The sequence below is a fragment of the Roseomonas populi genome (assembly GCF_024594815.1).
GTDB lineage: Bacteria > Pseudomonadota > Alphaproteobacteria > Acetobacterales > Acetobacteraceae > Roseomonas > Roseomonas populi.
Window position 1 is genome coordinate 41,319 of sequence record NZ_JANJOU010000022.1, and the last position, 19,688, is coordinate 61,006.

16 protein-coding genes are annotated in these 19,688 nt (G+C 73.2%); 5 read left to right on the forward strand and 11 right to left on the reverse strand.

What is annotated here, in order from left to right; translation table 11 throughout:
• Positions 1-8: 8 nt before the first annotated feature.
• The 4 genes from ntrB to NRP21_RS21135 form a co-directional block, all read right to left on the reverse strand.
• Positions 9-881, reverse strand: a complete 873-nt coding sequence (gene ntrB / locus NRP21_RS21120) for a nitrate ABC transporter permease (protein ID WP_257718217.1) — start codon at positions 879-881, stop codon at positions 9-11.
• A 2-nt stretch (positions 882-883) separates the two neighbouring features.
• Positions 884-2,143: a CmpA/NrtA family ABC transporter substrate-binding protein gene (locus tag NRP21_RS21125; RefSeq protein ID WP_257718291.1), complete on the reverse strand. Its 1,260-nt coding sequence runs from the start codon at positions 2,141-2,143 to the stop codon at positions 884-886.
• A gap of 2 nt (positions 2,144-2,145) precedes the next feature.
• Positions 2,146-3,216, reverse strand: a complete 1,071-nt coding sequence (locus NRP21_RS21130; RefSeq protein ID WP_257718218.1) for a CmpA/NrtA family ABC transporter substrate-binding protein — start codon at positions 3,214-3,216, stop codon at positions 2,146-2,148.
• Between the two features lie 232 nt (positions 3,217-3,448).
• On the reverse strand, positions 3,449-4,015 hold the full coding sequence (locus NRP21_RS21135; RefSeq protein ID WP_257718219.1) for an ANTAR domain-containing response regulator: 567 nt from the start codon (positions 4,013-4,015) through the stop codon (positions 3,449-3,451).
• Positions 4,016-4,164: 149 nt separating this feature from the next.
• On the opposite strand from NRP21_RS21135, the gene NRP21_RS21140 reads away from it, so the two are divergent.
• A complete protein-coding gene (locus NRP21_RS21140) occupies positions 4,165-6,972 on the forward strand; it encodes a phosphoenolpyruvate carboxylase (RefSeq protein ID WP_257718220.1) in 2,808 nt (935 codons plus the stop codon).
• Between the two features lie 6 nt (positions 6,973-6,978).
• Here NRP21_RS21140 and NRP21_RS21145 read toward each other — a convergent pair whose 3' ends face one another.
• Complete coding sequence (locus NRP21_RS21145) at positions 6,979-8,259, reverse strand: hypothetical protein (RefSeq protein ID WP_257718221.1); 1,281 nt, start codon at positions 8,257-8,259, stop codon at positions 6,979-6,981.
• Between the two features lie 385 nt (positions 8,260-8,644).
• Between NRP21_RS21145 and NRP21_RS27950 the strand changes: the two genes are divergently transcribed.
• Entirely contained in the window at positions 8,645-9,883 is a 1,239-nt protein-coding gene (locus tag NRP21_RS27950) for a D-alanyl-D-alanine carboxypeptidase family protein (RefSeq protein WP_308219923.1), read from the forward strand.
• 11 nt (positions 9,884-9,894) lie between these two features.
• Here the strand turns inward: NRP21_RS27950 and NRP21_RS21165 are convergent, their stop codons facing one another.
• From NRP21_RS21165 to NRP21_RS21190, 6 genes are all read right to left on the reverse strand, one after another.
• The gene (locus tag NRP21_RS21165; RefSeq protein WP_257718222.1) at positions 9,895-10,911 is read right to left on the reverse strand and encodes a glycosyltransferase; all 1,017 of its coding nucleotides are present in this window, start codon (positions 10,909-10,911) and stop codon (positions 9,895-9,897) included.
• Complete coding sequence (locus NRP21_RS21170; RefSeq protein ID WP_257718223.1) at positions 10,908-11,930, reverse strand: glycosyltransferase; 1,023 nt, start codon at positions 11,928-11,930, stop codon at positions 10,908-10,910. The genes NRP21_RS21165 and NRP21_RS21170 overlap by 4 nt, the downstream gene beginning before the upstream one ends.
• Positions 11,931-11,939: 9 nt before the next feature.
• Positions 11,940-13,046, reverse strand: a complete 1,107-nt coding sequence (locus tag NRP21_RS21175) for a glycosyltransferase (RefSeq protein ID WP_257718224.1) — start codon at positions 13,044-13,046, stop codon at positions 11,940-11,942.
• 152 nt (positions 13,047-13,198) lie between these two features.
• Entirely contained in the window at positions 13,199-13,792 is a 594-nt protein-coding gene (locus tag NRP21_RS21180; protein ID WP_257718225.1) for a class I SAM-dependent DNA methyltransferase, read from the reverse strand.
• Positions 13,789-14,532, reverse strand: a complete 744-nt coding sequence (locus NRP21_RS21185) for a PIG-L deacetylase family protein (RefSeq protein ID WP_257718226.1) — start codon at positions 14,530-14,532, stop codon at positions 13,789-13,791. The genes NRP21_RS21180 and NRP21_RS21185 overlap by 4 nt, the downstream gene beginning before the upstream one ends.
• Complete coding sequence (locus tag NRP21_RS21190) at positions 14,529-15,683, reverse strand: acyl-CoA dehydrogenase family protein (RefSeq protein WP_257718227.1); 1,155 nt, start codon at positions 15,681-15,683, stop codon at positions 14,529-14,531. The genes NRP21_RS21185 and NRP21_RS21190 overlap by 4 nt, the downstream gene beginning before the upstream one ends.
• A gap of 82 nt (positions 15,684-15,765) precedes the next feature.
• On the opposite strand from NRP21_RS21190, the gene mdoH reads away from it, so the two are divergent.
• The 3 genes from mdoH (at position 15,766) to NRP21_RS21205 (ending at position 19,343) form a co-directional block, all read left to right on the forward strand.
• Positions 15,766-17,466, forward strand: coding sequence for a glucans biosynthesis glucosyltransferase MdoH (mdoH, locus tag NRP21_RS21195; protein ID WP_257718293.1), 1,701 nt, complete (start codon positions 15,766-15,768; stop codon positions 17,464-17,466).
• Positions 17,463-18,434, forward strand: a complete 972-nt coding sequence (locus NRP21_RS21200) for a LysR family transcriptional regulator (protein ID WP_257718228.1) — start codon at positions 17,463-17,465, stop codon at positions 18,432-18,434. The genes mdoH and NRP21_RS21200 overlap by 4 nt, the downstream gene beginning before the upstream one ends.
• Positions 18,435-18,701: 267 nt before the next feature.
• Positions 18,702-19,343 carry a PAS domain-containing protein gene (locus NRP21_RS21205; RefSeq protein WP_257718229.1) on the forward strand — a complete coding sequence of 214 codons (642 nt, stop codon included), beginning with the start codon at positions 18,702-18,704 and terminating at the stop codon, positions 19,341-19,343.
• The last annotated feature ends 345 nt before the right edge of the window (positions 19,344-19,688 follow it).

Below are 19,688 nucleotides of genomic sequence, written 5' to 3' on the forward strand. Positions count from 1 at the left end.
TCGTGTCCTCAGGCCGTCGCGGTGCCGCGGGTGACGAGGTGGCCGACCAGCGCCATCAGCCGGTCCAGCAGGAAGCCGACGATGCCGACGTAGAACAGGGCCACGATGATGTCGGACAGGTTGGAGGAGTTCCACGCGTCCCAGATGAAGAAGCCGATGCCGACGCCCCCGATCAGCATCTCCGCCGCGATGATGGCGAGCCAGGAGAGGCCGACGCCGATCCGTAGCCCCGTGAAGATGTAGGGCGCGGCCGCGGGCAGGATGATGCGGGAGAAGTAGCCGAAGCCGCGCAGGCGAATCACCGCGGCGACGTTGCGGTAGTCCTGCGGCACGTTCCGCACGCCGACGGCCGTGTTGATGATGATCGGCCAGATGGAGGTGATGAAGATCACGAAGATGGCCGAGGGCTGGGCCTCGCGGAAGGCGGCGAGGGACAGCGGCAGCCAGGCGAGCGGGGGCACGGTGCGGAGGACCTGGAAGATCGGGTCCAGGCCGCGCATGGCGAGCTTGGAGGTGCCGATCAGCAGGCCGATGGCGATGCCGACGATGGCGGAGAGGGTGAAGCCTACCGCCACCCGTTGCAGGCTGGCGAGGAGGTGCCAGAACAGGCCCTTGTCCAGCCCGCCGCGGTCGAAGAAGGGATCGGTGATCAGCTCGCCCGCGTCCTCCCACACCTTGGTGGGGGGCGGCAGGGTGGCGTTGGGGCCGCTGGCGAGGAACTGCCAGATCAGCAGCAGTGCGAGTACCACTGCCAGCGGCGGCAGCACGCTCTGCGCGTAAGGGCGCAGGCGCTCCGTCAGGGTGAGTGCCGGCATGGCTGCCGGCTCCTGCAGGGTGACGGCGGCCGGCGCCGCCACGGGGGGCTGGACGGAAGCGTTCATGGTCAGGCCGCCACGGTCTTCTTGATGGAGAGGGAAGCGAGGTAGGCCGCCGGGCTCTCGGGGTCGAAGACCTTGCCGTCGAAGAAGGTCTCGCGGCCGCGCGACGTGCCGCCCGGCATCTCGCCGGCCGGCACGCCCGCGCGGGCGGCGGCGGCGCGCCAGATGTCCTCGCGGTTCACCTCGCCGATCAGCTTCCTGGTGTCCGTGCCCTCGGGCAGCACGCCCCAGCGGATGTCCTCGGTCAGGAACCACAGGTCGTGGCTGCGGAAGGGGTAGGAGGCGTGGTCGCGCCAGAACTTCATCAGCAGGGGCGACTTCTCCACCTTGCGGCCGTCGCCGTAGTCGATGTTGCCGAGGGAGCGGTCGAGGATGTCCGTGACCGGCACGTTGAACCAGGCACGCTTGCCGATGATGCTGCACATCTCCGGCTTGTTCGCCTCGGCGTCGCACCAGCGCTGCGCCTCGATCACGGCGGCGGTCAGGGCCTCGGCGGCGCGCGGGTTCGCATTCACCCAGTCCGCGCGCATGCCGAGCGACTTCTCCGGGTGGTCCTTCCACAGCTCGCCCGTCACGGCGGCGGTGAAGCCGATCTTCTGGTTCACCGTCTGGTCCGGCCAGGGCTCGCCCACGCAGAAGGCGTCCATGGTGCCGACCTTCAGGTTCGCCACCATCTGCGGCGGCGGCACCACGATGGTCTGCAGGTCCTTGTCCGGGTCGATGCCGGCGGCGGCCAGCCAGTAGCGGATCCACAGGTCGTGGGTGCCGCCGCGGAAGGTCATGGCGACCTTGCTCTCCGGCGTTATCGCGCGCTTGAGGCCGGAGGCGTCGATGGTGGCGCCCGTGGCTTTGTGCTTGTTGGCCACCGAGAGGCCCTGGCCATTGGTGTTCAGCCGCGCCAGGATCGCCATCGGCACGGGCTGGGCGTTCTGCGTCACCTTTCCCGTGTGCATCAGGTAGGGCATGGGCGTGAGGATGTGCGCGCCGTCGATGCCGCCTGCACCGCCGCCGAGCACGAGGTTGTCGCGCGTGGCCCCCCAGCTTGCCTGCTTGGAGACCTCGACGTCCGGCATGCCGTGCTTGGCGAAGAGACCCTTCTCCTTCGCGATGATCAGCGGCGCGGAATCGGTGAGCGCGATGTAGCCCAGCACCGCCCTCTTCACCTCGGGCGTGGTGGAGCCCTGCGCGAAGGCGCCGCGCGGGGCAGCAGCGCGGGCGGCCGCGAAGAGGGCTGCGGTGGCGGCGATGGCCTGGCGACGGTTCATGGTCACGCGGCTTTCTCCTCGGGAAGGGTCACGGTCTGCGGTTCGGCCTCGCCCAGGGGGGCGGCGGCGGCGCGCCAGGTGGCATCGCCGAAGGCGGAGAGGGCGCTCTCATCCGGCACGCCTTCCGGCACGTGGCCCCAGCGGCGCATCTGCCGCAGGTACCAGGCGGCCGCTTCAGGCCGGGCCAGCGTCGCCTCGCGGAAGCGCATCGGGGCGGGCAGGGCGCGGGTGCCGCGCGGGGTAGGCGTCAGCCCGTCCAGCGCCAGCCGCACCGTCTCCAGCGCCATGGAGGGGAAGACGCGCGCCTGCATCAGCCGAGCCGCGTCCTCTCGGTTCGCGGGGTCGTCCAGCCAGCGGGCGGCGGCGATCACGGCGGCGGTCACGGCCACGCCCCGTTCGAAGGGCAGGCCCTCGCGAAAGGCGAGCACCTTCTCCGGGTGGTCCGGCCAGATGTCGCCGCCCGTCAGCGCCACGCGGCCGAGGCCGAGGGCGGCAGCGTGGCTGCCCCAGGGCTCGCCGGAGCAGAAGCCGTCCACCTCGCCCGCCTCCAGGGCGCGGGCGGTGCGCGGCGGCGGCACGACGACGAGGCGCAGGTCGTGGTCCGGGTCCAGCCCGCCGGAGGCGAGCCAGTGGCGCAACAGGTAGTGGTGGGAGGAGAAGGGAAACACGGCCGCCAGCCGCACCGGCGGGCGCCCGGCGGCGGCGCGGGCGCGGATGGCGGCGGCAAAGGCCTGGGCCGGGAGCGGCGTGCCATCCAGGGCCAGCCCCGCCTCGTCCGCCATGGCGTTGGAGAGGGTCAGGGTATTGCCGTTGCGGCCGATGCCGGCGCCGACGGTGAGCCGCGCGCGCACCCCACCCAGGCCGCAGGCGAGGGCGATGGGCATGGGGGCGAGCAGGTGGGCGCCGTCCAGGATTCCGTGGGCCAGCCGGTCCCGCACCGCCGACCAGGCGGACTCCTCGGAGAGCGCCACGCGGGCCCCGTGCTGGCGAAACAGCCCCAGCTCCTCGGCGACGAGGAGTGGGGCGGAGTCGGTCAGAGGCACATAGCCGATGCGCAGGATCCGGTCTGGCACGCGCGCTCCGGGCTTCCCCCTCGCGGAAAAATCCTGGGGAAGCGGGAGGCGGGCCGCCATTGGACCGCCGGATGGTCGATCGGGGCACCCGAGGGCCTGCATCGTTGCAGGCCGGCCCCTTGGGCCTCATTCATCATGCTGCGGTGCAGCCATGCAAGCCGAAAATGCAACTGGTTCGGGCAGATCCCGGATGGTTCGCCGGAATGAGTTCAGTAATGCGGCAGGGTGCCCGTTATTTATCCAGAATGGCCTGTGCCACATCAACCATTCGGCGCCCCTGGTCCATCGCAGTCCGGCGCAGGCGGCGATAGGCCTCCTCCTCGCTCAGACGGCCGCGCTCCATCAGCCGCGCCTTGGCCCGGTCGATCACGGCGCGGGCGGCGAGGGTGGCGCGAGTCTGCTCCAGTTCCAGCCGCATGGCGTGGTGGGCGCGGAAGCGGCGGATCGCCACCTCGATCACCGGGCGCACGCGGGTGGGGGCCAGGCCCTCCACCACATAGGCGGCCACGCCCGCCTCCAGCGCGGCCTCGATCTGCTCGGGTTCTCCACGCTCCGCGAAGAGGACCACGGGGCGCGGCTCGTCGCGGTTCAGGGCGCGCATGCTCTCCAGCGCGTCGCGGCCGGGGTCGTCCAGGTCGCAGACGATCACCTCTGCCCCCGATTCGCGGACCCGACGGGTTAGGTCGGCGGCGTCGGGGGCCAGGGCCACAACATCGTAGCCGGCGGCCCGCAGCCCGGCCGAGACCAGGGCGGCACGCTCGGCATCCGCATCCACGAGAAGGACCCGCAGCTCCTTCACTCCCTGAGTTCCGCCCGGCCCGTTCCAGTGCGCGGCATCGCTTAGGCAAGGGCTTTGCCAACCTTGCCGCACCGCAGCATGGACGATCTCGGTTGCGGCCCCCCTTTCGCGGTTGCAGCATCGCGCTGGCAGAAGGAATGGAGGGAAGCATGGCCGGGACCGGCAAGGAGGCGGCGGCACCGCCCGACCTGATGGCCCTGGCCGCGGCGGCCCGCGCGCAGGGAAGGGGCGATCCCTTCGCCACCCCTGCCCTGGCCATGGCCCTGGCCCTCAGCCGCCGCCTGGACGACGGGGAGCTGAACCTGCCGGCGCTGCGGGTGGCGCTGCGCCGGATCGGCGACCTGGCCTTCGCGGACCGGGCGGCGCACCTCTCCGCGCAGGTGGGCGGCACGGACGCGGCGGAGACGGATGCCGCGCTGATCGCGGTGGCGCAGCGCGCCGCCCGCCCGGACCCGGCGGACAGCCCCGTGCCCTTCGCCGCCTTCCGCCTGGCCTGCGAGCGGCCGCGGGCGGCGGCGGTGTTCACCGCCCACCCCACCTTCTCGCTGCCACGGGCCACGAACCGGGCGCTGGCCGAGGCCGCCTGCGGAGCGCCGGTCCCCGAAGGGCTTCCCCTGCGCCCCGTGCCGCCGGACCTGGAGGAGGAGTTTTCCCAGGCCGCCTTCGCCATCGCCAATGGACGTGACGCGCTGGACCGGCTCTCCGCCGCCTTCCTGGGCGTGGCGCGGGAGACCTGGCCGGACCGCTGGCGCGGGCTGGTGCCCACGCCCGTCATCCTCTCCTCCTGGGTGGGCTACGACACGGACGGGCGCACCGATATCGGCTGGCAGGACACGCTGCGGCTGCGGCTGCGGATGAAGGAACTGGGGCTGGCGCGGCTGGAGGCGCAGATCGGCGCCCTGCCGCCGGACGGTGCGGAGCCGCTGCGCGAGCGCCTGGCCCTGGCGCTGGAGGCGGTGCGCGCGCAGATCGCGGCCTGTCCGCCTTCCGGCCAGCCGGAGCCGGAGGCGGCGCGCCGCTTCGCCCTCGCCCTGGTGGACCGGCGGGAGGATGCGCTGACCACGCCGGAGCCGCTGCTGGAGCTGTTCGGCGGCGCCATCGCCGCCGCGCCGGATGACAGCGCGCGGCTGGCGCTGCTCGTCGCGCGGGCGGGGCTTGTGGGGCACGGGCTTTCGCTGGCGCATACCCATGTCCGGCTGAATTCCAGCCAGCTGCACAACGCCGCGCGGCTGCGGGCGCCGGCGCTGGGCGGCGGGCCGGACGACGTGGCGCGCCGCCGCGCCCTGTTCGGCGCCATCAACGCCGCGCTGGACGAGGCGAAGCCGGAGCCGGTGGACACGGGCGGCCTGCTGGCGGAATCGGCAAGCGCCATGCGGCTGATGATGACGGTGGCGCAGATGGCGAAGCACATCGACGCATCCCAGCCCGTGCGCTTCCTGGTGGCGGAGACGGAGAGCGGCTTCACCCTGCTCTGCGCGCTGCTGCTGGCCCGGCTCTGCGGGGCGGAGCGGCACGTGGAGATCAGCCCGCTCTTCGAGACCGCCGAGGCGCTGGAGATGCGCGGGGAGCGGGTGATCGAGGAGGCGCTGCGCTCGCCGCACTGGCGCGCCTATCTCAAGGGCATCGGGCGCCTCTGCCTGCAGTTCGGCTACTCGGATTCCGGGCGCTACGTCGGGCAGCCCGCCGCCTCGCACCTGATCGAGCGGCTGAAGCTGCGCGTGGCGGGGCTGCTGGAGCGGCACGGGCTGTCCGACCTGGAAGTAGTGATGTTCGACACGCACGGCGAAGGGCTGGGGCGCGGCGGGCACCCGGACGGGCTGGCGGCTCGTTTCGAGTACCTGGACCCGCCCGCCGTGCGCTCCGCCCTCGCGGCCGCCCGCATCCCGCTGCGGCTGGAGACGAGCTTCCAGGGCGGCGACGGCTACCAGCTCTTCGGCACGCCCGCGCTGGCCCATGCCACTGTGGCGCGCATCGCCGAGCACGCCTTCGCCGCGCCGCCGGCGGAGGTGTCCGACCCCGTTTACGTGGAGGCCGGGTTCGCGGCCGATCTCTTCGCGGGGATGCGCGGCGCCATGGCGGCGCTGGTGGAGGACCCGGGCTATGCGGGGCTGCTCGGCGGCTTCGGCCCGGCGCTGCTGGACCGCACGGGATCGCGCCCCGCCGCGAGGCAGAGCGACACGGGCGGGCCCGCCACCATCCGCCACCCGCGCGAGCTGCGCGCCATCCCCAACAACGCCGTGCTGCAGCAGCTGGGCTTCCTGGCGAACCTGACGCAGGGGCTTGGCGCCGGCGCCTCGCGCGAGCCGGAGGGCTTCGCGGAGCTGGTGCGGAAATCGCCGCGCTTCGCGGGCGCCATGGCCTTCGCGCGCGCGGGACTCTCGCTCTCGGATCCCGACGTGCTGCGCGCCTATGTCGCTACCCTCGATCCCGGCATGTGGCTGGACCGCGCGGCGAATGCGCGCCGGCCCGCCAATGCCGCGGTGCTGACCGCCGTGGCGGCGGCGCTGGAGGATTTCGGTCTCGGCGATCCCGTGCGCCGCACCTTCCGCCGCCTGCTGGCGGACGACACGGCGCTGCGCGGTGCCTGGCCCACCGAGGCACCGCTGATGTCCGACCGGCTCTTCGCCGTGCACGCCGTGCGGCTGCTGCTGATCCACCGCATCTGGATGCGGGCGGTGAACATGCCGGAATTCTCGCCGCGCCACGGCGTGACGCGGGACGGGCTGCTGCGCCGCCTTCTGCGCCTGGACGTGGAGGAGGCCGCGAAGCTGCTGGACGAGGTCTTCCCCGCCCATGAGCCGCCGAGCGCCGCTCTGGACTATGGCGAGCCCCCCGCGCCGCGCCACGGCGGCTACGGGCGCGAGCACGCGGAGCTGATGGAGCCGCTGCGGGAGATGTTCGCGATGGTGCGGGAGGCGACGGCGGTGGTTTCGCTGGAGTGTGGGGCGTTCGGGTGAGGGGCCCTAGCCCTCATCCCCCGCCGGCACGGGAACGCGACGAAGGGTGAGGGCGAGGAGCGTGCCGGGGCCGCGCTCCGGACCGCCCTCCTGCAGCTCGGCCATGTCCGCGCGCAGCTCCAGCAACTCCGGGGCGCCTGTCCGCCCGGGATCGCGGCCGAGCCAGAGGAGCTCGCCATTCGTCAGCTCTTCCGGGATGCCGTGATCCCGTTCCAACTCCTCGCGCAGGGTCGCTGGGGAGGTGCCAGGCAGGAAGTGCAGCCAGGTCACCTCGGACACGTCGCTCCCAGCATCGCCCGATGCGAAGGCGAGGCAGGCGGCGTAGGAATCCTCCGGCGAGAGCGGGAGGCTGAAGGCGCGGATGTCCGCCACGAGCGCGCGGGAGCATCGGGGCGCGGCGGCATCGCGCCGGCTTTCCGGAGCGCCGTTGAAGAAGCCGGAGACGAGCGCCTGGGGATGGTCCCGCAAGGCGAGGCGCTTCGCCTCCTCCGCGCCCATCCCGACGCGGAGCCCGGCGAGATCGGCCCCTTGCAGCGGCGGGAAGCCCGCCCGCCGCAGCGCGGCCGCGGAGGCGCGGGAGCCGACGGAGGCGAAGCTGTGCAGGGTCCGGCCCTCGCGCGTCTCGATGCGGGCGGAGACGATCTCCGCCAGGACCGGCGTGTCCTTCAGCTCCGGCAGGGCCGGCATGGCGCCGGCAAAGACGAAGTCGATGACGAGGATGCCTGGCCCCGACCAGTTGCCGAGGGAGGCCAGCCCGGCATCCTGCAGCAGCGTTCCGGCGGCGCGCGAGTCCGCGGCGGGGACGGCACGGATGGTTTCGGGATTGCGGAAGCGCAGGGTGAAGCCGCGCTCGCCATCCGTCGCGTCGCGCATGGAAAGGCCGCGGAACACGCCGCTGCGGAGCGGGATGCCGCCGCGTTCCTCGTCGTAGCCCAGCACGTCCGCGGCGACGCGGATGCGGAAGGGGCGGTCGAGGTCGAAGGCGGCGAAGTTCGCGCGCAGCCGGCGCTCGGCGAGGACGAGAAGGTAGCGCCGCTCCCGCTCCGGATCGCGTGCGCGCTGCGGCGCGGGCGGGCGGTTGGCCACCTCCATCTCCGCGAGGGCGCGGAAATCCGGTTCCGTGCCGCGCATCCGGTGATAGGCGAAGAGGATGTCCTGCTCCGACGGCGTCCTCGCTTCCGCCGGCGCCTCGGCGCGCGCTGGCGCCGTGCCGCGCGCGGACGCCTCCGCCATGAGGGCGAGCGCGGCGGGGATCAGCAGGGCGGCGGCGAGGCGGATCAGGCGCAAGCGCGGTGCTTCCACGATGTGGTGGGGGAAGCGGACGCCGCGCGCCCGCGGCCGGAAGGATAACGGCCGTCTCCCGCCCGGCAAGGCGGGGCGGGCGCTTGCGTTTTCTTGAGCGGCGGACTGCGCTATGGAGGATTGACGCTGGCCTGCGCGACACACCCGCGGCGCGCTTTCGATGTCCGCACGTGACAATACGTGTCGGACGGTATTTTTCCCCGACATCTCCTCCCCCGCGCTTCCTGGCGCCGCAACGGGGCGCCATGGTGCGCGCGGTCGCGGTGCACGAGCATGCCCGCGGCGCCGAACCGCCGGGCCGGGGGGCCTGGCGGGGACGAACTGCGCGGCCCGATGCGGAGGCGGCCGCGCCGTTGGGGGATGTTCTGCCATGCCGCTTCTCAGCCGTGCCACGCGGTGGTGCCTGGCGTGCGCCGCGCTGCTCGCCGTTTCCTTCCTTGTCCCGGTCGCGCTCGCCGCGCCGTCGCACGCGCAATCGGGCGACCGGCGCTACGCCGCCTTCGTGCAGGATGCGGGAACGGGCGAGGTGCTGTTCGCCGCAGACGCGGACGCGCTGCGCTACCCGGCATCGCTGACGAAGATGATGACGCTCTATCTCGCCTTCGAGGCGTTGCGGCGCGGCAAGGTGACGGAGGGCACGCGCATCCGCGTCTCGCGCCACGCCGCCAGCCGGCCGCCCTCCAAGCTCTGGCTGCGCGCGGGATCCACGATCACGGTCGGGGATGCGATGATGGCGCTCGTGACCAAGTCGGCAAATGACGCGGCGGCGGCGCTGGGCGAGCATCTCGGCGGCAGCGAGGCCGGCTTCGCGCGGATGATGACGCGCAAGGCCCGCGCGCTGGGCATGAGCCGCACCACCTTCCGCAACGCCTCCGGCCTGCCAGACCGCAAGCAGGTGACGACGGCGCGCGATATCGCGACCCTCAGCCGCAGGCTGATCCGCGATTTCCCGGAGCGCTACGCCTATTTCAGCGCCTCCGGCTTCGACTGGCGGGGGCAGTACATCGGCAACCACAACCGCCTCCTCGCCGCCTATGACGGCGCGGACGGGATCAAGACGGGCTATATCGATGCCAGCGGGTTCAACCTGGCGGCCAGCGCCGTGCGCGACGGAAGGCGGCTGGTGGCGGTGATGTTCGGCGGCGCCACCGGGGCCGCGCGGGACGCGCATGTCATGGCGCTGCTGGATCGCGGTTTCGATCAGGTGGCCCCGCCGCAGGGCGGCACGATGATGGCCTCGCGCGGCGGGCTGCGCTTCGTCGGCACCGCGCAGGCGGCGGCCATCGCGCCGGCACTGCGGCCGATGCCGCGCCCGGTGCCCCGTGCGGAGGCGCCGCGCGCGGCCGCCCGCCCCGCCCCCCACCAGGCCCGGAAGGCGCGCGCGGCGGGGCGCTGGGCGGTGCAGGTTGGCGCCTACGCCGATCGCGGGCCGGCCCGGGCCGCGGCGCAGCGTGTGGCCGCCCGGGGTGGTGCGGTGGAGCTGCGGCGCGTGCGGGTGCGGTCCGGCTGGCTGTGGCGCGCGCGCGTCACCGGGCTCTCGCAGGGCGAGGCCCGCCAGGCTTGCCGCGCCGCGCGCGGGCCCTGCATGGCCGTTGCGCCCGGGCGCTGAGCGGCGGGGCGCTAGGCGCCGTCGAACCGCGCCGCCATCCTCTCGATGAAGGCGGCGGTGTGTGCCACGGCGTTCGGATCGTGCAGAGCCGTGATGCGCGCCGGGTCCAGCGCGCGGGTGGCGGCGATCGCCTCCGGCCACTCGTCCGGCCATTCCTCCCGCACCACGGCCGCGCCGAGGGCGGCGAGGCGGCGGGCCTTGCCCAGCTGCTCGTCGAAGGGGCGCGGCTCCGGCAGGCAGAGGAAGCGCTTGCCGAGGGCCGCCACCTCCGCCACCAGCCCATCCCCGCCGCCGCCGATGACGAGATCGGCATCCGCCAGGATGGTGCTGGCGTCCTCTCGCCAGCCCAGGAGTTCGAGGTTGGGCGGGAGCGCCGTGCTGCCGGAGACGGGGCCGAGGACCCGCCAGCGCCTGTCCGGCACGGCGCGCGCGGCGGCGGCCAGGGCGGCCGCGCTTCCGCCCGCGCCGCCGCGCCCGAAGGCGGCGACGATGCCGCCGCCGGAGGAGGGCACGGCGCCGCCGCCGGAGAGGAAGCCGGCGTGGAAGGTCCTGGCCCGCACCCAGTCGGGCGTGGCGGGGTCCTCCAGCGCGGCGGGGAAGGGGGCGATCAGCGCCTCGGCAGCGCGGAAGGCGGTGACGTGCGGCGGATCGTCGCGCGTGCCGGAGAGGCGGAAGTAGAGGACCGGCGTGGAGAGGAGGCGGGAGAGCACGGCCACCTCCACGGAGACGTCCACCACCATCAGCGCCGGGCGTTCCCGCGCGATCCATTCGGCAATGGCGGCGCCGCGGGCGCGCATGCCCTCGTGGTGGACGGGCGCGTAGTGCAGGCCGGGCACGCCGGCGGGGTCGCCGTGGCGCGGATCGGCGCCGGCATCGTCGGGCAGGGCGAGGACGGGGCAGGGCGCCTCGCGCGGCTCCGCCACGGTGCCGATCAGCGTCACGGGGCGGCGCATATGCCGCGCCAGGGCGGCGGCGCGGGTCCAGTGGCCCATGCCCTGGTGATGGACGTAGTAGCCGACCGGCCTCATCGCGCCATCGCCTCCAGTTCCTGCGTGGCGCGGCTGATCTCGTGCCATTCCGGTTCCAGGGGCGGCAGGAGCGGGTCGGCGCGCTTCACGAAGGCGATCGCGTTCACGCTCTCCCGCGCCGTGCGCGCCAGGAGCTCGGGATCGGCGCCCTCGATCCGCGCGTCGCCGCGCGGCCAGGAAGCGCGCAGGGCGCGGTTGCGGCGGAACAGGGTGCGCCAGAAGGCGGCATCGGGCAGCAGGTGGGGCGCGCCGGTCTCGGCCATCTCGCGCCAGCGCCGCATCTCTCCGGCCATGCCGCCGCTGGCACGCCCGTCCTCGCGCGCGGAGACGGCGATCCAGACATCGGGCGGGTGGCGCAGGCGGCCGCCGTTGCGCTCGATGGCGGTGACCAGCGCGTTGTCCTCGCCGGTGGGGATGGCGGGCACGCCGCCCGCCGCCTCGAAGGCCGCGAGCGTGACGGCGAGGCTGGCCCCGGTGTGGTCGCCGTGGCGCGGCGGCGGGTCGTGCGGCAGCGGGTCGATGGCGTGAGCCAGGGCGCGCACGGCCTCCCAGTAGCGGGCCACGCGGGCCTGCGCGGCGATCAGCCAATCGGGGATCGCCGTGCCGGGTTCCGGCGCGATTCGGATGGCGCCGCCCACCGCCTCCGCCCCGGCCGCAATGGCGGCAAGATTGGCGGAGATCCAGTGCGGCGGCGGCTCGGCGTCGGCATCCGTGCTCAGCAGCACGCCCTTCGCGCCGCCCGCCTCGCGCAGCCACGCCGCGCCGCGCTCCATCGCCAGGCCGCGCGCGCCGCCGGCATGGGCGCGATCGGGCGGCAGCGAGGCCTCCTCGACGCGCAGGTCGAGAGATGGGGCGCCCTCGCGCCGCGCGGCCTCCGCGGTGCCGTCGGTGCAGTTGTTCGCCAGCACCAGCACACGCAGCGGCGCGGATCCTTCCTGCGCGGCCAGGGCGCGCAGCAGGCGGGGGATCCGCTCCGCCTCGTTCCGCGCGGGGATGCAGACGACGCAGGCGGGGCTCAAGCGGTGTTCCTACTTCGCGGCGAGGGCCCCGGCCGCGGCGGCGCGGGCGATCTCCTGATGGTACAGTGCCTCGTAGCGACCGACCATGCGGTGCATGTCGCAGTTCACGGCCGCCCGCGCCCGGCACGCGGCCCGGGAGAGGGCGGCCGCGCGCGGGATGCAGTCCGCCAGCGTCTCCACGTCGTCAGGCGGGGCGAGGCAGCCTGTCTCGGCATCCGTCAGCTCCGGCAGGGCGCCGCGCGCGAAGCCGGCGATGGGCGTGCCGCAGGCCAGGGCCTCCGCCACCACCAGCCCGTAGGGTTCGTCGAAGCGCGGGGTGATGAGGGCGACGGCGGCGCGCGCCACCTCGCCCGCCAGCTCGCGGTGGTTCAGGTGGCCGAGATAGGTCACGTCCTCGCCCAGCAGCGGCACGATCTTCTCGTGCCAGAAGGCGAGATTGCTGATCGGGCCGGCGAAGCGCAGCGGGATGCCGGCGCGGCGCGCGGCGCGGATCGCTAGGTCCGTTCCCTTCTCCGGCACGATGCGGCCGGACCAGACGGCGTGCCGCCCGGCGGGCCGATCAATGGGCGTCTCCGTGCGCGCGGCGAAGAGGTCGAGGTCTATGCCGTTGCAGATCACTTCGTCCGCCACGGCCACGTCCTTCCACATGGCCTTCACGGCCTGGGAGACGGCGATGTAGCGCATGTCCGGCCGCGTGCATTCCAGCACGCCGTTCTCCAGCTCCATGAAGGGCGGCGTGTGGAACACCGTGACCATCGGGGCCTTGATGCGGCTCGCGGCGGTCAGTGGCAGGTAGTGCAGGGCGTTGTTGTGCACGATGTCGAAGTTGCCGGCGGCCACGTCGTCCATCATGGCGTCGTAGGCGCGGTGCTCCGCCAGCGCGACGTCCTCGGCCTCCTTGTCGGTGGTCGGCGTTCCGGTGGGCGCACCGTAGGTGCGCAGGTTCAATGCCGCGTCCGACCCCTCGCTGGCGAAGAGGGTCACGTCGTGGCCACGCGCCTTCAGCAGACGCGCGAGCATGTGCGTGTGCATCTCCAGCCCGCCTGGGAAGGGTTCGGCGATTGGGTATTTCAGGTGCGAGACGACCGCGATCCTCAGCGATGTGCCAGCCGTCACCGTGTGTCTCTCCAATGGGCCGCGGACGGCCGTTTTCGCGGGCTATGTCGCGCTTGAATGTGGCGGGAATAAGCGGACCGGGTGATCCGTGCGCCGGACATGCAAGCGAAGAAGCCGTGCTGCGCGTTGCCGCGCGGTGAATGAATTCGGCGTCACGCGCGCCGCAGCACGTCCAGCCGGTATTGCTCCTCGCGGCGTGCCGTCAGCGGGCGCAGCGCGTCGCCGGCATGCGCGAGGAATCCTTCCACCGCCTCGTCGCCCGCCTGCGGGAAGGGCGGCTCCGCGGGCGGGAGCCAGTGCACCAGTACCACGTCGCCGCCCGGGCGCAGCGCGCGCAGCGCCTGGTCCGTCACCGTGCGGAGATCGGCGGGGTTAAGGAAATAGAGAACCTCGGAGAGCAGGATGAGGTCGAAGCTCTCGCCCTCCGGCCAGTCCGCGGGAACATGCGCGCGGCGGATCTCCACCCAGGGCATGTCCACCACGTTCTGCCGCGCCTCCGCCAGCGGCGCCTCCGCGCCATCGACCGAGAGCAGCCGCGCGCAGCGGGGCGCGAGGATGCGCGTGAGCACGCCGATGGAGCAGCCCAGCTCGAAGGCGCTCTCGTAACGCTCGCGCGGCAGCGCGGCGAGGGTGGCGGCGTACTTGTCGCGCTCGTAGGGCGAGGTCCTGAAGCGCCAGGGATCCGGGTTCTTCGCGTAGAACTGCTCGAAGAACTGCGCGGAGAAGCTCTCGCCAGGCGCCTTCACGCCGCCTCCTCCAGGTACACCTCGAAAGGACGCATCAGCACGGAGAGCACGGCGGGGGAGAGGATGAAGCCCGATGGATCGTCCTTGATCAGTCGCGTCACCTGGCTGCGATGCGCCATCACCGCGCGCCGCTTCGTCTCCATCTGCGCGGAGACGTCCAGCCGCATCCCGCGCGGCGGCGCGGGCAGCTCCACCGGGGCGATCGGCGCCATGGCCGGGTAGAGGTGCCGCCAGCTCCACACGGGGTAGCCCAGCAGGCGCAGCCCCGCGCGGCGCGATGCCTCCTTCGCGATGGCCCAGGTCGCCTCGTGGTCCTTGTGCGGGTCCAGGCCGATGGTGGCGGCGATCGTGCCAAGCCCCTCGGCGGCGGCGATCACGGCGCGCACCGTCTCCTCGAAGCGCGCACCGGATGTGGGCACGTCGCCATCGGGCAGGTCGAGGAAGAGCGGCGCCGGGACGCCCAGTTCCTCCGCCGCCTCGATCGCCTCCTCCCGCCGCAACTCGCGCAGCACGGGGCCGGGATGGGTGCGGGAATTCGGGTGCGATCCCGCGCCGTCCGACATCACCACCACGCGCGCCGGGCGGCCCGCCGCGGCCATGGCGGCCAGCAACCCGCCGCAGCCCAGGGATTCATCGTCGGGGTGCGGGGCCAGCACCAGCACACCGCCTTCCGGCAGCAGCGCGTGCAGCGGCACCAAGGGAAGCGCCTCGGCCTCTCTCAGGAAGTCGCTTGCCCTCACGGCCACATGTCGCCCACGGCCTCTGCGAAGCCCAGGCCGGCCGCCGCGCCGCCCACGAGCGCCCGGTCCGGCGCGGGCTGGCGCAGATAGGTCGCCAGGTCGCGTATCAGGCGCTCCACCGGGTTGGCGCGGGTGAAGGCCTGCAGGCCGATGGAGCGCTGCGCCAACTCCAGCACGTCCAGCGCCGCCCGCTCCACCGCGCCGCGCGCGAGATCGACGTAGGCGATGATGCGCGCGGGCTCTGCCACTTCCTCTTCCGCCATGCGGGCGGCGTTCAGCACCCAGAGCCGCGCTGACTCGGCGGCTGTCAGCACCTGGCCGAAGCGCGCGGCCTGGTGCGGGTCCTCGCCGCGGCCGGTGCGGCGGTGGTGTGCCCGCAAGGCCTCCGCCACTGCCTCCAGGCCGCCGAGATGCACGGCCAGGAAGCGCCAGGCGCCGCCGGAGAAGCCGGGCTGGCGCATGTAGGCGTCGGGCTCGCCGAGCACGACCTCGGGCGTCGCCGCGATCCCCTCCATCATCACCGTGCCGGTGGCGGAGGCGCGCATGCCCGTCACCCGCCACTCGGAACTTTCGGCGCGGTCCGTCCCGCGCTCCAGCGGTACCAGCAGCATCTGCTGCGGGCCCTCTCCGTTGTGGCGGCCCGTCACCAGGGCGCGCTCCACCAGCCCGGCGCCGGAGCAGAGCACCTTGCCGCCCCGCAGGATCCCCTCCGCGTCGATCCGCAGGTCGATCCCCGGCCGCTCCGTGTTCCAGACGCCGAAGAGGAGGCCGTCCCGCGCGGCCGCGGCCGCCGCGGCGCGCTGCGCGGGGGTGCCATGCTCCGTCACCAGCCGGATGGCGTTCACATGGCCCTCGTAGAGCCGGCCCAGGGGCAGGCTGGCGCGGCCGACCAGCCGCAGCGCCTCGAACAGCGAATCGGCACCGGCGGGCTCGCTGCCCCAGCCCTGGCCGCCCAGAGCGCGGGGCAGGGGGGCGGTCAGCAGCCCGGCCTCGGCCAGCGCGGCCACATCCGCCTCCGGCAGGGCGGATTCCACGGCGTCCAGCGCCGCGGCGCGCTCCGCGATGGCAGGCGCCAGGGCACGGAGCCGGGCAAGAATGGCCTCGTCCTCCGCGGGGGAGGCGAGAGCGCTGGCGGGGGTGAGGGCGTCCATCACGTGTGCTAAGTTGCGTGCGGTTTCAGGTTGCGCAAGCTACCCTGGCGTCATCCCAATTGCGTGAGTGACCGTGGTTCCGATGCCCCGGGAGCGTCCTGCGCTCCGCCGCGCGATCTTCCTCCTCCTCTGCCTTCTGGTTGCCCTGCCGCTGGCGGCGCTGCTGTGGCGCGTGCTTTCGGCGGGCGGCTGGACGGGGTGGGAGGTGGCGATCGCCGCCCTCTACTTGGGAACCTTGCCCTGGACGGCGATCTGCGTGGCGAACGCCGCCATCGGCCTCTTCCTGCTGCTGCGAGAGCCGGACGCGCCGGCCTTTCTGGTCCCGCAGGTGGCGGCGCCGCGCGCCGGGCCGCCGCTGCGGACCGCCATCGCGGTCTGCATCCGTGACGAGGCGATGGGGGCCGTTCTGCCGCCCCTGGCGCGGCTGGTGGAAGGGTTGGCGGCGGCGGGGGAGGGAGGGCGCTTCACCCTGTGGTTCCTCTCCGACACGGCGGACCAGGCCCGCGCGACGGCGGAGGAAGAGGCGGTCGCCGCCTTCGCGGCCCGCGCCCCGCTCTCGGTGCGTTACCGCCGCCGGGCGGACAATGCCGGGTTCAAGGCGGGGAACGTGATGGACTTCATGGACCATCACGCAGGGGACCAAGACCTCGCCCTGATGCTGGACGCGGATTCGGAGATGTCGGCGGATGCCGTGCTGCGGCTGGTGCGGGGGATGGAGGCGGATCCCCGGCTGGCACTGATCCAACAACTCATCGTCGGCCGCCCGGCCGCGCGCGCCTTTCCCCGCCTGTTCCAGTTCGGGATGCGGGCGGGAATGCGGGCCTGGGCCACGGGGCAGGGGTGGTGGCAGCTGGATGACGGGCCCTACTGGGGCCACAACGCCGTGCTGCGGATCGCGCCCTTCCGGGAGCACGCGCGCCTGACGGCGCTGCCGGACGGCTCCGCCATCCTCTCCCACGACCAGGTGGAGGCGGTGCGGCTGCACGCTGCCGGCTGGCGCGTGCGCTGCCTGCCTTCCGAGAGGGGCAGCCTGGAGGGGAATCCGCCGGCTCTGCCGGAGTTCCTGGCGCGGGACGTGCGCTGGGGGGCTGGGAACATGCAGTACCGCCACCTGATCTTCCGGCCTGGCCTGACGCCGATGGGGCGGTGGCAGCTGGCGCAGGCCATGCTGCTCTTCCTCTGCGCGCCGCTCTGGCTGGGGATGCTGCTGGCGGCGGTGGGCAATGCCGTGACGGGCGGCGGGGCGGGAACGCCGATGGGGGCGCTGGCGGCGCTGCTGGCGCTGACCTGGGCGGCGAACGCGGCGCCGAAGCTCTGCGGCTTCGCCGAGCTCCTGATCCGCGGGGAGCGCGCCGTGCCCTATGGCGGGCGGGGGGCGGTGCTGCGGGGGGCAGGGGCGGAGATCCTCTTCTCCCTGCTGACGGAGCCGGTGAGCCTCACTAACAAGAGCCTCGCCCTCATCCGCCTGGCGCTGGGCACGCGGAACGGCTGGGCGCCGCAGAACCGGGCGGATCGCGGCGTGGCCTGGGGGGATGCGGCGCGGCTGCTGTGGCCGCACACGCTGATCGGGCTGGGCTGCGCGGCGGCGCTGGCGGCGGTGTCCGGGACAGCGCTGCTGTTCGCCCTGCCTTTCCTGGCGGGGCTGGTGCTGGCGGTGCCGGTCTGCGTCCTCACGGCCTCGCCCGGCTTCTCCGCCCTGCTGGTCCGCCACCGGATCGCCGCCACGCCGGAGGAGCTGGCGACCTTGGCGTCGGCCCCCGTCCGCGCCATGGATCGGGCATGAAGGACCTCTCGCAGCTCGACCTGAACCTGCTGCGCGTCTTCGACGCGGTGGCGCGGGAGCGGCACGTGACGCGCGCTGCGTCGCGGCTGAATCTCTCCCAGCCCGCTGTCTCCAACGCGCTGAACCGGCTGCGCGGGGCGCTGGGGGACGAGTTGTTCCTGCGCGCCCCCCAGGGGGTGGAGCCCACCAGCCTCGCGCTCGCGCTGATGCAGCCCGTGGCGGAGGTTCTGGACCGGCTGCAGGAAACGCTGGCCGCCACCGCCCCCTTCGATCCGGCGACCAGCGACCGGGTCTTCACCCTAGCCTTCTCCGAGTACGCGGAGGCGATCCTGGCACCCCCGCTCTTCGCCCGGCTGGCGAAGGAGGCGCCGGGCATCCTGGTGGCGGTCCGCCACGCGGACCGCACCAATGCCGGCGCGCTGCTGGAGGGGGACGAGGCGCAGCTGGCCATCGCCATGTTGGCTGAGCCCACCGCCCTCTACACCCGGCTGCGGCTTCTGCCAGAGGCCTTCATGATCCTCGTCCGCCCCGGGCACCCGCTCCTGGACGGGCCGCTGAGCCTGGAGCGCTACACCGCCTTCCCGCACCTGCTGCACTCGCCCAACGGCTCGCGGGACGGGGCGATGGACCGGATCCTGCGGGAGCTCGGCCATTCCCGGCGGCTGGGCGCGGTGGTGGCGCATCTCTCTGCCGTGCCGAGCATCCTGCTGGGGACGGACATGGTGATGACCCTGTCCTCCCGCCTGGCGCGGCAGCTTTCCGCCGCGCACGGGCTGGCTCTGCTGCCCCTGCCGGAGGCGGCGGCGGCGGCGACGCAGCACACCCGCCTTTCCATGATCTTCCACCGCCGCTTCGAGGCCGACCAGGGCCATGCCTGGTTGCGCCGCCTGCTTCTGGCCCTGGCGCGGGAGGTGGTGGAGGACTGCCCGGCCGACGGGAAGGACGGGAGCCGCGCGGTGGCTGACTAGGGCCGCCTGAGCCCCCTACGGGCTCTGAGGTGGGCCGGCACCCGGTTCGCCGGCCCGGTTGCAGCCCGGGCTGACGGTGCCGTTCCTCACGGGCTATGCGGAGGAGGCGGTGCGGAGCCACGGCGCGCAGGGAGGGGCATGAGCCGCCATCACATGTCCGCCAGCGTGCAAGCCTATCGCGATTGCGCAACAACGTCCGCCAGCCTACCTATTGAGGTAACGAAGCTGAACGAGAATGGCCTGCGGGAGGCTCGAGGAGACGGGGGCATGCCCTTCGCGATCGGACAGTCGAATCCTAATCTGCTGCCGGACGCTCTCTCGGCCTCCAAAGTTGGCGTGTGGGAATGGGAAGTCGCGGGCGATTGCATGCGGACCGACGCGACCTGCGCCGGGCTGTTCGGGCTTCCGGCTCACCAGGCCGAGCAAGGCCTCCCGCTCCAGGCCGCATCGGATGCCATTCACCCCGACGACCTTCCCACTTTTCAGCGCCAGATCACGGATGTCATCGAGCGTGGGGGCCTGTTCGTGGCCGAGTACCGCACCTGCCCTTCCGCGAGCGAAACGCGTTGGGTTCTGGCGCGCGGTCGCTTCGAGGTCGATGAGGATGGGGTTGTCGTGCGTGGCCGTGGCATCGTCATCGACATCACGGAGAGCAAGAGGGAAGGGCATGTCGAGGAGCGGGTGGTTTTCCTTGCCATGCCCGCCGAAGGAGAGCTGAGCCCGCTGATCCGCGCGACCGATATGGCGATCTCGACCTACCGGGAGCTGGAGCAGATGGGAGCAGAAGGTGGGCGCCTGCGTGCGGTGGCACGTCCGCTCCTGGTAGCGCTCGGTCGCGAACTGGTGAGATCAACGGTTCAGCAGGAGCAAGAGGTGGAAGCCCAGCCTCGCTCGAAGCCGATTCATTGATCGTGAAAGATCGGAACGTTTCGCCGGGAGGCCGTGCCGGGCCTGCTGGCCCGGCCGCCGTGAGCGGAGCGGATCGGGGGTGATCGGCGGCAACGGGGCGTGACACCCGAGGCACGCGGCCGCGCCCGTCAGGTGCTGAGGATCAGACCCGCCGCGCCATCCAGACACCTTCGCCATCGGCCATGGCTGCCCACGGCGGGGCGGATCGAGGCCGGCCGCATGCGCCGACCGGCGCTCGCGCTGGACGCCTAGAGCCGATCCCGTTCCGGTGGAATCACCGGAACGGGTGAATCGGTTCTACAAACAACAGGCTAGAGCGGTTGAAGTGAGCGAAGGCGAACGGAA